This window comes from Azospira oryzae, from assembly GCF_004217225.1.
Lineage (GTDB): Bacteria > Pseudomonadota > Gammaproteobacteria > Burkholderiales > Rhodocyclaceae > Azospira > Azospira oryzae.
The window spans coordinates 422,793-435,470 of sequence record NZ_SHKM01000003.1 but is presented as its reverse complement, the minus strand read 5'-3'; the positions used below and the strand labels follow the sequence as shown (position 1 = coordinate 435,470).

The 12,678-nt window shown below is 64.3% G+C and carries 14 protein-coding genes; 8 read left to right on the top strand and 6 right to left on the bottom strand.

Annotated elements, in window-relative coordinates; all coding sequences use genetic code 11:
- Nucleotides 1-183: 183 nt before the first annotated feature.
- A complete protein-coding gene (gene msrA / locus EV678_RS15800) occupies nucleotides 184-771 on the top strand; it encodes a peptide-methionine (S)-S-oxide reductase MsrA (protein ID WP_328590247.1) in 588 nt (195 codons plus the stop codon).
- 44 nt (nucleotides 772-815) lie between these two features.
- Nucleotides 816-1,160 (top strand): FKBP-type peptidyl-prolyl cis-trans isomerase, encoded by a 345-nt coding sequence (locus EV678_RS15795; protein ID WP_014236438.1) that lies wholly within the window; start codon nucleotides 816-818, stop codon nucleotides 1,158-1,160.
- Between the two features lie 6 nt (nucleotides 1,161-1,166).
- Here EV678_RS15795 and EV678_RS15790 read toward each other — a convergent pair whose 3' ends face one another.
- Nucleotides 1,167-2,129, bottom strand: coding sequence for an alpha/beta fold hydrolase (locus tag EV678_RS15790; protein ID WP_235832484.1), 963 nt, complete (start codon nucleotides 2,127-2,129; stop codon nucleotides 1,167-1,169).
- Here EV678_RS15790 and EV678_RS15785 point away from each other — a divergent pair.
- On the top strand, nucleotides 2,128-3,093 hold the full coding sequence (locus EV678_RS15785; RefSeq protein WP_130460178.1) for an MBL fold metallo-hydrolase: 966 nt from the start codon (nucleotides 2,128-2,130) through the stop codon (nucleotides 3,091-3,093). The two genes, EV678_RS15790 and EV678_RS15785, sit on opposite strands and share 2 nt — an antisense overlap.
- A gap of 11 nt (nucleotides 3,094-3,104) precedes the next feature.
- On the opposite strand, the gene corA is transcribed toward EV678_RS15785, so the two are convergent.
- A complete protein-coding gene (gene corA / locus EV678_RS15780) occupies nucleotides 3,105-4,178 on the bottom strand; it encodes a magnesium/cobalt transporter CorA (protein ID WP_014236441.1) in 1,074 nt (357 codons plus the stop codon).
- A gap of 70 nt (nucleotides 4,179-4,248) precedes the next feature.
- Between corA and tcdA the strand changes: the two genes are divergently transcribed.
- A complete protein-coding gene (tcdA, locus tag EV678_RS15775; protein WP_130460177.1) occupies nucleotides 4,249-5,037 on the top strand; it encodes a tRNA cyclic N6-threonylcarbamoyladenosine(37) synthase TcdA in 789 nt (262 codons plus the stop codon).
- Here tcdA and EV678_RS15770 read toward each other — a convergent pair.
- Nucleotides 5,034-6,140 carry an HD-GYP domain-containing protein gene (locus EV678_RS15770; protein ID WP_130460176.1) on the bottom strand — a complete coding sequence of 369 codons (1,107 nt, stop codon included), beginning with the start codon at nucleotides 6,138-6,140 and terminating at the stop codon, nucleotides 5,034-5,036. The two genes, tcdA and EV678_RS15770, sit on opposite strands and share 4 nt — an antisense overlap.
- A 162-nt stretch (nucleotides 6,141-6,302) precedes the next feature.
- Here EV678_RS15770 and EV678_RS15765 point away from each other — a divergent pair, with 162 nt between their 5' ends.
- On the top strand, nucleotides 6,303-6,713 hold the full coding sequence (locus EV678_RS15765) for a hemerythrin domain-containing protein (protein ID WP_014236444.1): 411 nt from the start codon (nucleotides 6,303-6,305) through the stop codon (nucleotides 6,711-6,713).
- Nucleotides 6,714-6,765: 52 nt separating this feature from the next.
- Here the strand turns inward: EV678_RS15765 and EV678_RS15760 are convergent, their stop codons facing one another.
- The gene (locus EV678_RS15760) at nucleotides 6,766-6,975 is read right to left on the bottom strand and encodes a hypothetical protein (RefSeq protein ID WP_014236445.1); all 210 of its coding nucleotides are present in this window, start codon (nucleotides 6,973-6,975) and stop codon (nucleotides 6,766-6,768) included.
- Nucleotides 6,976-7,110: 135 nt separating this feature from the next.
- Between EV678_RS15760 and EV678_RS15755 the strand changes: the two genes are divergently transcribed.
- Together EV678_RS15755 and EV678_RS15750 are read left to right on the top strand one after the other, a co-directional pair.
- Nucleotides 7,111-7,320, top strand: a complete 210-nt coding sequence (locus EV678_RS15755; protein WP_014236446.1) for a hypothetical protein — start codon at nucleotides 7,111-7,113, stop codon at nucleotides 7,318-7,320.
- A gap of 184 nt (nucleotides 7,321-7,504) precedes the next feature.
- Nucleotides 7,505-9,430, top strand: a complete 1,926-nt coding sequence (locus EV678_RS15750; RefSeq protein ID WP_130460175.1) for a DEAD/DEAH box helicase — start codon at nucleotides 7,505-7,507, stop codon at nucleotides 9,428-9,430.
- Between the two features lie 83 nt (nucleotides 9,431-9,513).
- On the opposite strand, the gene EV678_RS15745 is transcribed toward EV678_RS15750, so the two are convergent.
- Complete coding sequence (locus EV678_RS15745) at nucleotides 9,514-9,945, bottom strand: MaoC family dehydratase (protein WP_014236448.1); 432 nt, start codon at nucleotides 9,943-9,945, stop codon at nucleotides 9,514-9,516.
- 323 nt (nucleotides 9,946-10,268) lie between these two features.
- On the opposite strand from EV678_RS15745, the gene fliD reads away from it, so the two are divergent.
- Nucleotides 10,269-11,159: a flagellar filament capping protein FliD gene (fliD, locus tag EV678_RS15740; protein ID WP_165397546.1), complete on the top strand. Its 891-nt coding sequence runs from the start codon at nucleotides 10,269-10,271 to the stop codon at nucleotides 11,157-11,159.
- Here the strand turns inward: fliD and EV678_RS15735 are convergent.
- Entirely contained in the window at nucleotides 11,156-12,595 is a 1,440-nt protein-coding gene (locus EV678_RS15735) for an aminotransferase-like domain-containing protein (RefSeq protein ID WP_130460173.1), read from the bottom strand. The two genes, fliD and EV678_RS15735, sit on opposite strands and share 4 nt — an antisense overlap.
- Between the last annotated feature and the right edge of the window lie 83 nt (nucleotides 12,596-12,678).

The window sequence follows — 12,678 nt, the reverse complement described above, 5'->3', positions numbered from 1 at the left end:
TGATAGTGCATACTTCATGTGCGAAAGTAGGTCACCGCCAGGCTCCCCTTACAACACCCCAGCTACCTCGTGGCTGGGGTGTTTCTATTTGTACCCTCCAAATCCCCCCCCCCCACTCAAAAACGCCCTCTTGGTGACTTGAACTGTCGCAAGGGGAGCATTCGCCGTGAATTTATTTACCTCATGATGGTCAATTTCCAACCACCCGCAATGGAAAGCAACATGACATTAGGCAATGTTGAGGTAGATCATCTGACCTTGGGCGGAGGCTGTTTCTGGTGTCTGGAAGCGGTATTCCGTCGCCTGGATGGCGTGCTGTCCGTGGAGCCGGGCTATAGCGGTGGGCGCACCGAGGCCCCGGACTATGAGGCCGTATGCACCGGAACGACGGGTCACGCAGAGGTTGTACGAATCGCTTTCGATCCAGCGCGAATTGGCTTCCAAGCCCTGCTACAGGTGTTTTTCAGTAGCCATGACCCCACCACTGTCAATCGACAAGGGCATGACATAGGCTCCCAGTACCGCTCGGTCATATTCTTCGCCAGTCCCCTGCAGGAAGCGCTGGCAAAGCAGTTCATCGCTGACCTTCAGGCCCGGTGGCCCTGCCCCATCGTCACGGAATTGCTGCCTCTGGGGCCTTTCCATCAGGCGGAAGCGTATCATCGTGACTACTACGCGCGAAATGCCGCTCAACCCTATTGCCAGCTGGTGATTGCGCCGAAGCTGCAGCAACTCAAGCGGGATTTTCCGGATCGCCTGAGCGCTGTCTGAGCAATAATTGCAGCCCGTTTTTCCCCTAACTTTCAGGAGACTTCATGAGTACTACCACCACTGCTTCCGGCCTCATCATTGAAGAACTGGTCCTGGGCGACGGCGTCGAAGCCAAGGCCGGCGACATCGTTACCGTGCATTACACCGGTTGGCTGACGGATGGCCAGAAGTTTGACTCCTCCAAGGATCGCAATGATCCTTTCGAGTTCATGCTGGGGGCCCGCCACGTCATTGCCGGCTGGGATGAGGGGGTGCAGGGAATGAAGATCGGCGGGAGCCGCAAGCTCACCATTCCGCCGGAACTGGGCTATGGTGCCCGTGGTGCCGGCGGTGTCATCCCCCCCAATGCAACCCTGGTATTCGAAGTGGAGATGCTGGCCTGTCGTTAAGCTCGGTTAACCACCGATAAACGTCAGCAGGTCCCGGACGAAACGCTCCCTCTGCCACTGGTGGGGGGAGTGGTCCGTGCCTTCGTAGATGTGCAGAAGGGCCCGGGGTATGCGGGCCGCGACATAGTGTGCAGTGCTGCTGTGATAGAAGTTGCTTTCGCCGCCGTAGATCAGCAGAGCCGGAATGTGGATCTGCTGCAGCACATCCCGGTAATCCGCTTCCGTCAAACTCTGCCAGCAGGCAATCAAGGGTTTGGGGGGCAACTGACTTAACCATTCCCGGGCCTTGGCCCAGCCCTTGGCATTCGCTTCGTATTTTTCCCTGGCGCGCCGATTCAGGCCGAGGGCTCCCAGGCGTAGCACGGCTTCAGGAAAGTCCTGTTCCAGTTCGTTGATGAAGGCGCTGGAGCGGTGCTCGTCGAAATCCCCGTAAACGCCGTGGGGCCAGTCTGCGGCCGTAACTAGCTTAGGTGATTGGTCGATCAGGCAAATCTTCCCCAGACGGTCGCAGCCGTAATCACGGATGTACTGCCACAGGGTCAGGGCACCCATGGAGTGGCCGACAGCCACCACCTCTTCCAAATCGTAGGTCTCCAGCAGATTACGCAAATCCCTGGCCATGCGCTGTACGGTCGGCGGGGTCGGCTGGCTCAGGGCGTGGCCGCCATGGCCACGGGCGTCCCAACGCCACACCCGATGGTGGGTGTTGAGGTCCTGCAGGAAGGGGAACCACTCCTGATGGCTGGACGTCCACCCGTGCAGCATCACAATCGGCGGTGTGCCGTTGCCGGAAACGTGCAGGTGGATCTTCTCGCCGTCGTCTGCAAAAAAATGGCTCATGGCTGACCGGTGCGTAGCGTTGAAAAAGGAATAAGGCGAGGCTCCCACAGAGTGGCTCGGGTGGCAATACGCCTCAGTACGGTGCTCCGCTACAATAACCCCACACTCAACAAGAATGATGGAGACCATGAACAACACCGAACTGGGATTGATCCCCTATGAGCAGGGTGTATATGCCCTGGAATCCGGCTATGGCCGCCCCCATCTGGCGGCCATTCATCTCATCGTAGATGAGGGGCGGGTGGCAGTCGTGGATACGGCCAACAATGCTTCCCTGCCCCGCGTCCAGTCGGCCCTGGCGGCATTGGGGCTGACGGCGGCTTGCGTGGACTACGTGGTTCTCACCCATATCCATCTGGACCATGCGGGCGGTGCCGGGGCGTATATGCAGGCCTTCGACAATGCCCGTCTGGTGGTCCACCCCCGGGGCGCACGGCACATGGCCGAGCCGTCCAAGCTTTGGGCCGGCGTGGTGGCCGTCTATGGGGAGTCCCGGGCCCGGGACTTCTACGGGGAGCTGATCCCGGTGCCCGCCGAGCGGATCATCGAGGCCGGCCACGGAACCTGCCTGCAGTTGGGTAATCGGGAAATGCTGTGCCTCGATTTGCCCGGCCATGCCAAGCATCATTTGGGGCTGGTGGATCGCAAGGGGGGCGGCATCTTTACCGGCGATACCTTCGGCCTGTCCTATCGGGAACTGGACCTCCAGGTTGGGGACGAACTGAAACAGTTCGTCTTCCCCACCACGACACCGGTCCAGTTCGATCCGGCGGCCATGCATGCCTCCATCGACCTGCTGCTTTCCTTTGACCTGCCCTACATGTTCCTCACCCATTTCAGCCGGGTGCATGACGTCAAGCGCCTGGGGGCCGACCTACATCGCCTGCTGGACGCCCACGTGGCGCTGGTCGAAGCTGTGGAAGGAAGCGGTCAGGTACGCCAGGAACAGCTGGTGGCCGGTCTTAACGAGCTGCTGCTGGCAGAGGCGAAGCGCTACTGCTGGACCGTGCCGGAAGCGCAACTGCTGGAGATCTTTGCCCTGGATATCGAACTCAATGCCCAGGGCCTGGCCTTCTGGCTAGACAACCGCTAGGAGTCGGTTGCTCAGCCGATCAGGCGCCGTCGCCAGAAGGCCGCCAGCATGATGGTGGCGATGGCGCCCATCAGTCCCATGGCGAACCAGAATCCATCGGGGTGTTCCAGCCAGGGCATGACATGGAAGTTCATGCCGAAGACGCCGGCAATCAGGGTGGCCGGCATGAAAATGGTGGCCACCACGGTCAGTGCCCGAACCTCCATGTTCACCCGGTTGCTGACTGCGGAGAGGTAGACGTCCAGCAGGCCGGTCAGCAGGTCCCGCAGGTCCTCCAGGGACTCGATCAGATGGACGGTGTGATCGTAGACGTCGCGCAGGTAGAGCACCGTTTCCGCCCGGAAGAAACCGTCATGGCTGCGTAGCAGGACGTTGAGCACCTCCCGCAGGGGCCAGATGGCACGGCGCAGGGTGGTGATCTGCCGCTTGTGCCTGTGGATGGACTGCAACACCCCCGGCCGGGGGCGCCGGTTGATGAGGGAAGTCTCCAGAATTTCGGCATGGTCGCCCACCTGCTCGACCAGGGCGAAATAGCGATCCACCAGGGAGTCCAGCAGGGAATAGGCCAGATAGTCGGCGCCGAGGCGGCGAACCTGGTTGCGATTGGCCCGCAGCCGCTCCCGCAGGGCGCCAAAGGTGCCGGAGGGCCGCTCCTGGAAGGTGAGGACAAAATCCTTGCCCAGGATGATGCTGACCTGGTCGCTGGCCAGTTGGCGGCTGTGGGGCACGTAATCGAAGAGGCGCGCCACCAGGTAGAGATAGTCCTCGTAGTCGTCGACCTTGGGCCGCTGGTCGGTGTTGAGGATGTCTTCCAGCACCAGGGGATGCAGGCCGAAACGTTTGCCGATGGCGGCCATCAGGTCCGGGTCCTGCAGGCCATAAACATTGAGCCAGAGAGTGCAGCCAGGGCGCCGGACCAGCCCGTCGATCTGCTCCCGGCTGCTCAACTCCTGCTCGTACAGACCGTTGCTGTCGTACTCGAGCAGCATCAGCGTGGGCGTGCTGGTCTTCACCTCGCCGAGATGGACCAGGCTGCCGGGCTCCAGCCCTGCCTTCTGGGAACGCAGTTTCTTGTCATGGCTCATGATGCAACCATGGTAGCAGCCCGGGCTCCGGGCAGCCAGGGAGCTGCGGCCTGGGGTATCATCGCCCGCCATGAACCAAATCGACTCCTCCCCCGATTACGAGCGCCGCTTCGGTGGCGTTGCCCGGCTCTACGGAACCCAGGCCCTGGCCCGCTTCCGGGCGGCCCATGTGTGCGTGGTCGGTATCGGCGGCGTTGGCTCCTGGAGCGTGGAAGCCTTGGCACGCAGCGGAGTGGGGGCCCTGACCCTGATCGATCTGGACCATGTGGCCGAATCCAATCTGAATCGGCAGATCCATGCCCTGGAGGCCACCCTGGGCCAGGCGAAGATCGAAGCCATGGCCGGGCGGGTGCGGCAGATCAATCCGGACTGCCGGCTGACCCTGGTGGACGACTTCGTCGAGCCCGACAACCTGGATGCCCTGCTCGGGGCCTTGCCGCCGGTGGATTATCTGGTGGATGCCATCGACGGGGTGCGGGCGAAAACCGCCATGCTGGCCTGGTGCCGGCGCCATGACTGGCCGGTGGTGACGGCCGGGGCGGCCGGCGGACAGATGGACCCGACCATGATCCGGGTTGCCGATCTCTCCCGTACCGTCCAGGACCCCCTGCTGGCCAAGGTGCGGGGCCAGTTGCGCAAGAGCCACGGCTTTCCCAAGGACCCGAAAAAGAAATTCGGCATCGACGCCGTCTATTCGGAAGAGCCCCTGCGTTATCCCGATGCAGCCTGTGCGACGCCGGCAAGCGGCGGAGCGGCTGGCCTTAACTGCGCCGGCTTCGGTTCCGCCGTCACGGTGACGGCCAGCTTCGGTCTCGTCGCGGCCTCCGTCGTCCTGCGCCGGCTGGCCGCCTCCGCCTAGTCGGCCGCTTCCACCTGGCGCCGGATGACGGCGTTGAAGGGGGCGATCCATTCCGGGGCGAACTGCTTGTCGCAGGCGTTGACCTCGGCAATGGCCCGCAGCACGGAGCGGGTATGGCCCCGCTGGCCATGTTTCAGGGTGACCGCCTCGAAGGCATCCACAATGGCCAGGATCTTGGCCCCGTCGCAGATGTCCCTTTGCCCCAGGCCCCTGGGGTAACCGGCGCCGTCGGGCATTTCGTGGTGCTCCGCCACCATGCGGGCCGCTTCCTCCCAGCCTTCCATGCGCTGCAGCAGGCCGGCTCCCTGCAGCGGATGCTGACGCAGTTGCTGCTTTTCCTCGTCCGTCATGCGCCCCACCTTGAGCCAGACCGATTCGGGGACGAACATCATGCCAAGGTCGTGCATGTAGACCGCGGCTGCCAGCTGCACCGGGTCCACCGGCTTGCCTGCTTCCGCATTGGTGTCCAGGGCCAGTTTCAGCAGCCTGGCGCTGCGGCCCTTGAAGAGGGGGGAGCGGTTCTCGAACTGTTGGGCCAGGCTGCGGAAGAAGCGCAGGTCGTTGGCCAGATGTTCGTTGCTGCGCAGAACCGGCCGGGCCTGCCGCGGCGCAGTGCCGATGCTGGCGATGGGCTGGAAGCCGGTGACCGCCTCGATCAGTTCGGCACTGTACTGGTCCACTTCGGCCGGCTGGCAGCCGCCCAGGGCGTCGAGGCCTTGGATCAGCTTGTCCAGGCGCAGGTTTTCCACCGAGCGGCCGGCGCCAATGGCGTCGATGGCCAGCTCCAGGCGGTCCAGGGCCAGCAGCACGGCTTCGCCGATGAGGTCGGAGAACTGCAGCTGTCCTTCCCGCAGGCGAGAGAGGATGGATTCGATGGGATGGGCGATGCGCACCGCCAGGTCCAGCTTGCACAGGGCGGCGTCGCCCTTGATGGTGTGCACGGCGCGGAAGAGGTCGGCCAGTACGGCCCGGTCCTCCGGGGCATTCTTCAACCGGCCGATGTCTCGCTCGATGGCTGGGATGTGGTCCCCCAGGGCATCCACGAAGTCCTGGAAAATCTCCGGGTCCGGGATCAGCGGGTTCAGTGTCTTGACGTTGCTCATGCTTTGTCTCCCCCTCTTGTTTGTTGGTATCAGTTTAATCCAGGCAGCAGCGCCCACCAGGGAAAAGTGCGGCTTATGGCATATCCGCAATTTTTAATGTGCATCAAAATGGCGGTGCACCTCAAAATGGATAATAACCGTACGTTTTATATGGATTAAGTGATGCCTCTGATGCCCTGGCTGCCCCAGTACGACCTGGGCTGCGCTCCCATGGATCACACCCACAAGGAGTTCGTGGAGTGGATCAACCGCTTGGCCGAAATTGCCGATGACCAGTTCCTGGATGGCTTCGACCAGTTTCTGGCCCACACCGTGGATCATTTCGAGCAGGAAGACCGCTGGATGGAGGCCTCCAACTTTCTTCCCATCCACTGCCATATGGATGAGCATCGGCGAGTCCTGCAGACCCTGCAGAGCATCCGCCGCTTCGTCAGCCGGGGCGACATTTCCATCGGGCGCAAGGCCGTGGCGGAACTGGTGGACTGGTTCACCACCCATGCCGCCACCATGGATACGGCCCTGGCCGTGCATATGCGCAACGTCGGTTACGCTCCCGTTCCGCTGGCGGCCTGAGCCAACATAACTCTCCCGTACCTAGCCCCGCGGACGAGGCTACAGGTCAGCATCAGTGGCGAAAGCGTTTGGCCGTTTTTTCGCCGGTCACGGGCATGTCGCTTTCTGCCAGACCGGAAACCTGGGCAAAGCAGCCATCCAGCGGACACTCCCTCCCCGGCGGGCAGCCGTGCTCCAAGGCGCATTGCCGTTGAGTCTGATCGGTCAGGACCATTTCGTGGACCGCTTCGCAGCGGCCGATGGAGCCATCGAAGAAGCTCATGACGTTCTCCTTAGCGTTCATGCCGGGGGGAAATCCCTACTTCGAGTATAGGCATCCGGCACTGCGTTTGCCGGGAAAAAGCTCGTAATCTCCGATATTTAGGAGTACAGTACGCCCTTCCCGTTGGAAGCCCCCATGTTGCGTATCGTCTGCATCGCGCTTCTTCTTTCCCTGACTGCCTGTGGCCTGGCCGACACCGCCACCACGGCTGCAGCAGGCGGAGCCGCCAAGGCTCAGGAAGTTCAGCAGGCCAAAGAGACCCAGGAAAAGCTGCAGGGACAGCTGGAACAGGCGGGTCGGCAGGGGCAGGAACGGGTTGATGCCGCAGAGCGGGAAGCGCGTTAAGGCGCTTTGATCCTCGCGGTTGTGGCCGTCGGGCCGGAGACATCCGTCTTCGGGGTTCGGCGGAAGTGGGCGCCTCGGCTTTTCCGGGGCTTGGTCGGGTCAATGATGACCCCAAATTGGCTGGCGATTCCCTGCGCTTGACCTGAGCTGCCTCGAGCGGCTCCACCTCATTACTGGAAGCTCCATGACATCCTCTGTCGACACCTTTGCCCAATTGGGCCTCTCCGAACCCATTCTGCAGGCATTGACCGATGTGGGTTATGAAACCCCGTCCTCCATCCAGGCCGAATGCATTCCCCTGCTGATGGAAGGCAAGGACCTGCTGGGCATGGCCCAGACCGGTACCGGCAAGACCGCCGCCTTCGCCCTGCCCCTGCTGCAGAAGCTGGACGTGACCCAGCGTTTCCCCCAGGCCCTGGTCCTGGCCCCCACCCGCGAGCTGGCCATCCAGGTGGCCGAGGCCTGTCAGAAATACGCCAAGCACCTGCCCGGCTTCCACGTGCTGCCCATTTACGGCGGCCAGAGCCTGGGTATCCAGCTGAAGCAGCTGCAGCGCGGCGCCCACGTCATCATCGGCACCCCGGGCCGGGTCATGGACCACTTGGAGCGCAAGAGCCTGGACCTGTCCCGCCTGAAGACCCTGGTGCTGGACGAGGCCGACGAAATGCTGCGCATGGGCTTCATCGACGACGTCGAGTGGATCCTCGAGCACATTCCCGCCGAGCGCCAGACCGCCCTGTTCTCCGCCACCATGCCGGAGCAGATTCGCCGTGTCGCCCAGAAGTACCTGCGCGATCCCCAGGAAGTGAAGATCAAGTCCGCCACCAGCACCGTCTCCGCCATCCAGCAGCGCTACTGGCAGGTTTCCGGCCTGCACAAGCTGGATGCCCTGACCCGCATCATGGAAGTGGAAGACAGCCTGGACGCCGCCATCATCTTCGTGCGCACCAAGACCGCCACCGAAGAGCTGGCCCAGAAGCTGGAAGCCCGGGGCTACGCTGCTGCTGCCCTCAACGGCGACATGAACCAGGCTAGCCGCGAGCGTGTCATCGAGCAGCTGAAGAGCGGTGGCCTGGACATCGTCATCGCCACCGACGTGGCCGCCCGCGGCATCGACGTGCCCCGTGTCAGCCACGTCATCAACTACGACATTCCCTACGACGTCGAAGCCTATGTGCACCGTATCGGTCGCACCGGCCGCGCCGGCCGTACCGGCACCGCCATCCTCTTCGTTTCCCCCCGGGAAATGCGCATGCTGCGCACCATCGAAAAGGTGACGCGCCAGAACATCTCCCCCCTGCGTCTGCCGACCAAGCAGGACGTGGCCGACCGCCGCGTCGCCCAGTTCAAGCAGCAGGTCATCAAGACCCTGGAGGCCGGCGAGCTGTCCTTCTTTGAAGAGGTGGTGACCCAGATCGAGGAAGAGGCCAATGTGGGCGCCCACGAAGTGGCCGCCGCCCTGGCTTTCCTGGTGCAGAAGTCCCGCCCCCTGCTGATGCCGGAAAAGGAAGTGCGCAGCTTCGAGGCCGATTCGGCCGAGGGCCGCCCCGAGCGCAAGGAACGTTTCGAGCGTCCCGAACGGGGCGAGCGTTTCGAACGCAAAGAGCGTCCGGAGCGGGGTGAGCGCCCCGAGCGGACCGACGCCAAGAAGGGCAAGGGCCGGGATCTGGGCAACGTCGGCAACATGGTGCGCTACCGCATCGAGGTGGGCCGCAACCAGGGTGCCACGCCCAAGGACATCGTCGGCTGCATCGCCAACGAAGCCGACATCCAGAGCCGCTACATCGGCCACATTGCCCTGTTCGACGAGTACTCCACCGTGGAACTGCCGGACAGTCTGCCCAAGGATGCCCTGATGCTGCTCAAGGAAGTGGAGATCAAGCAGTGTCCCCTGCTGATCCACCGTCTCGACGGCGAATCCGAGGTGATCGCTCCGCCCCGTCGCAAGTGGGGCGGTGACGTGGACGGCAACCGCGCTCCCCGCGGTGCGGCTCCCGGCGGCAAGGGTGGCTTTAGCAAGCCCGGTTTCGGCAACAAGAAGCCCGGCGGCGCTGGCGGTTTCGGCGGCAACAAGCCGCCGGCCAAGCGCCGCGCGCCGCGGGAAGGCTGAGGCCTGAAGCGTACCCGGCCCAGCCGGGAGCAAAACAGAAGGGGCGCCGCGGCGCCCCTTTTTTCATGGCAGAAAAACTGCCGTCAGCCTTTGCTGGAAGTGCACATCAGGGTGGCTTCGCCCTCGATCACCGGCTTGCCGCCGACGGTGCAGACGGTGTCCAGCACCACCCGCTTTTTCTCCACCAAGACTTCCTTGACCGTGACCGTGGCGGTGACGGTGTCGCCGGGGCGCACCGGCGCCTTGAACTTCAGGGTCTGACCCAGGTAGATGCTGCCGGGGCCGGGCAGGCGGGTGCCGAGCACGGCGGAGATGAAACCGACGGACAGCATGCCGTGGGCGATGCGTCCGCCGAACATGGTGGTCTTGGCGAATTCCTCGTTCATGTGCACCGCATTGGTGTCCATGGTGATGCCGGCGAAGAGGACGATGTCCGCTTCGGTCACGGTCTTGGCGGTGCTGGCGCTCATGCCGGGTTGCAGGTCTTCGATGTTGTAGCCGTTCAGTGCATTCATCCAGTTTCTCCGGTTATTGTCATGGTGATTCGCGGGGCTCGCCCAATGGTGCCTCCCGAGCCCATGCAGCCATGATAACGCTGGCATGTGACAAAAAGTTTTGCTGTGCAGCATGGCGGCCGGCCCCTTCGGCTGCCTTGCCGGGCGGCGGCACTTCTTGCCGCCGCTGGTGCCCAGGAAATACCGGGGTTCCCCGGCGCCGTGCCGGAGATGGCGTCCCTCTTGGCTCTCCGGGCAATGCCGGGAACCGGCCGGAAAACGGGCCTGCTTTTTGCAATACTGGGCACAGGATCAACGGGGGGCTTTTCCCCGAAGGAGGTCATATGTCGATCGACGGAACATCGGATGCGGGCCGGGACCTGGCCCTGCGCATCGCCACATTCAAGGCCCAGACCCTGGCCGAACTGACCGGCGGCGGCAAGACCGGCAGCAGCGAGGGCTTCGGCGCCCTGCTTGCCAGCCTCAAGGGCGGCGCTGCCGCGGTCGAGTCTGCCGCCGGCAGCAGCGGCGTCCAGGGGCTCTCGCCCACCGGACGCAACGAGGCCCTGTTCGACCCGGAGTCGGCCTATCGCATGATGAGCGAGATCAACTACCGGAACGTGCTCTACAAGGGCCAGTTCGCCGAACTGAGCCAGATGCAGACATCCCTGGAGACGATGGCCGCAGCGGGCACTGCCCTGGGAAGCGTCGATGCCGGCAGCAGCGACGAAGCCATCCGCCAGAAGCTGGCGCAGTTCGTCAGCGACTACAACGCCTGGCGCACCGGTTTCGACGAGGACATGCAGCAGGGTGGCATCCTGGCCGACACCCAGGCGGCCCAGGTGGCCGGCTACGAGCTGGAGCAGAGCGTGGAGAATCCCTTCAATGGCGCCGACCTGGGACTGCGGGGTATGCCTGATCTGGGCTTGAGCATCGATCCGGTGACCAAGCAGGCGGTGCTGGACGAGGCCGCCCTGAGCCGTGCCCTGCAGCAGAACCGGGAAGGGGTGGTGGCGACGGTGCATCAGTTCAGCGGCAACTTCGTCAAATCGGCCGAGCTGCTGACTTCCTCCAACAACTTCTTCGATCGCCAGCTGGACAATCTGAGCCGGGCCATCACCTATATCGCCGACAACCAGTCCTCCCTGCAGCAGGAATTCGGCCTGGGCGACACCTATCAGCCGAAGGGCAAGCTGGCGGCGGCCCTGGCGGCCTACGAGCGGATGCTGGCCTAGGCCAGCTCGCCGACGATGGCACCGAGGCGGCGGAGGGCGGCGTCGATGGCCGGGGTATAGGGGGCGCCGCAGTTGAGGCGGAGATAGCCGTCGAAGCGGTTGGAGTTGGAGAACATCAGCCCCGGCGCAATGAAAATGCCTTCGCCCAGGGCCCGTTCAAAAACCTCCCGGGACGAGACGCCCGGCGGCAGCTGCACCCACAGGGCCAGCCCGCCCTGGGGCCGGGCGGCCAGGGTGCCGGCGGGGAAATACTCGAGCACCGCCTCCGTGGTGCGCCGGCGCTGGCTGCCGAGGGCTGCCCGCAGGCGCCGCAGGTGGCGGTCGTAGGCGCTGGAGCCCATGAAGTCGGCGGCCACCAGTTGCCCCAGGGCCTCGTTCTGGCGGCTCTGGGCGTACTTCAGCATTTCCACCCGGGCCTGCCAGCGGCCGGCGCTGATCCAGCCCAGGCGCAGCCCCGGTGCCAGCACCTTGTGCAGTGAGGCGCAGTGGATGACGCCGCCCTGCCGGTCCCAGTGCTTGAGGGCCGGCAGCACCGTATCGTCCTCCCCCAGGGGGCTGTAGGTGTCGTCCTCGATCAGGGCAATGCCCCGCTCGGCGCAGAGGTCCACCAGCCGCGCCTTGTGGGCCTCGGGCATGGTGCAGCCGAGGGGGTTCTGCAGGTGGGGCACCACCACCAGTGCGGCGATGGGGCCGTAATGGTCGCAGGCCAATTCCAGGGCTTCCAGGGACAGGCCGGTCTGGGGGCTGGTGGGAATTTCCAGAGCCTTCAGGCCCAGGGTTTCCAGCACCTGCAGCAGCCCGTAGAAGGTGGGCGATTCCACCGCCACCGTATCGCCGGGCTGGGTCACGGCCCGCAGGGCCAGATTGAGGGCCTCCATGCAGCCCTGGGTGACGACGATCTCCTCCGCCCCCAGGTTCATGCCCGCGTCCAGGGCGCGCCGGGCCAGCACCTGCAGGAAGTCGGGACAGCCGTTGGGCGGCGGGGCGCTGACCAGCAGGTCGGGATGGCGCCGCAGGGCCCGGGCCGCCGCCAGGCGCAGGGCCTCGCCCGGATACAGTTCTGGGGCGCTGCGGGCGCTGGAAAAATTCACGCTGACCGGCTGCTGGCGGCCCCGGGCGATGATTTCCGAGACCCGCCCATGGATGCCGACGAACTGGGCCGGGTCCGGCAACTGGCCGGCCCGGGGCTCGCTTGGCAGGGGCCCGGCGGGGCGGGCGGGGCGGCGGACGAAATTGCCGGAACGGGGCCGCGCCTCCAGCCAGCCTTCCTGTTCCAGCTGGCGGCACACCTGCACCGCCGTGCTCAGGCTGACGCCGTGGCGGCCCATGAGGGCGCGCACCGAGGGAAAGCGGTCGCCCACCAGCAGGGAGCCGTGGGCGATGGCCTCCCGGTAGTGGGTGGCGAGACGCTGGTAGAGGGGGAGGGCGGTGTCCATGGCCCATGTTCTCCTGTGGCGGGGGCGGCGGCCAGATATAGATGGCCGGGATTTGCACCATAACAGATGGCGAAAGCCGGTGT

What these genes read in the sequence shown, in the direction of transcription:
- msrA (WP_328590247.1), top strand. Translation starts at nt 184, where the DNA reads ATGATGGTCAATTTCCAACCACCCGCAATGGAAAGCAACATGACATTA.
- EV678_RS15795 (WP_014236438.1), top strand. Translation starts at nt 816, where the DNA reads ATGAGTACTACCACCACTGCTTCCGGCCTCATCATTGAAGAACTGGTC.
- EV678_RS15785 (WP_130460178.1), top strand. Translation starts at nt 2,128, where the DNA reads ATGAACAACACCGAACTGGGATTGATCCCCTATGAGCAGGGTGTATAT.
- EV678_RS15790 (WP_235832484.1), bottom strand. Translation starts at nt 2,129, where the DNA reads ATGGTCTCCATCATTCTTGTTGAGTGTGGGGTTATTGTAGCGGAGCAC.
- corA (WP_014236441.1), bottom strand. Translation starts at nt 4,178, where the DNA reads ATGAGCCATGACAAGAAACTGCGTTCCCAGAAGGCAGGGCTGGAGCCC.
- tcdA (WP_130460177.1), top strand. Translation starts at nt 4,249, where the DNA reads ATGAACCAAATCGACTCCTCCCCCGATTACGAGCGCCGCTTCGGTGGC.
- EV678_RS15770 (WP_130460176.1), bottom strand. Translation starts at nt 6,140, where the DNA reads ATGAGCAACGTCAAGACACTGAACCCGCTGATCCCGGACCCGGAGATT.
- EV678_RS15765 (WP_014236444.1), top strand. Translation starts at nt 6,303, where the DNA reads ATGCCTCTGATGCCCTGGCTGCCCCAGTACGACCTGGGCTGCGCTCCC.
- EV678_RS15760 (WP_014236445.1), bottom strand. Translation starts at nt 6,975, where the DNA reads ATGAGCTTCTTCGATGGCTCCATCGGCCGCTGCGAAGCGGTCCACGAA.
- EV678_RS15755 (WP_014236446.1), top strand. Translation starts at nt 7,111, where the DNA reads ATGTTGCGTATCGTCTGCATCGCGCTTCTTCTTTCCCTGACTGCCTGT.
- EV678_RS15750 (WP_130460175.1), top strand. Translation starts at nt 7,505, where the DNA reads ATGACATCCTCTGTCGACACCTTTGCCCAATTGGGCCTCTCCGAACCC.
- EV678_RS15745 (WP_014236448.1), bottom strand. Translation starts at nt 9,945, where the DNA reads ATGAATGCACTGAACGGCTACAACATCGAAGACCTGCAACCCGGCATG.
- fliD (WP_165397546.1), top strand. Translation starts at nt 10,269, where the DNA reads ATGTCGATCGACGGAACATCGGATGCGGGCCGGGACCTGGCCCTGCGC.
- EV678_RS15735 (WP_130460173.1), bottom strand. Translation starts at nt 12,595, where the DNA reads ATGGACACCGCCCTCCCCCTCTACCAGCGTCTCGCCACCCACTACCGG.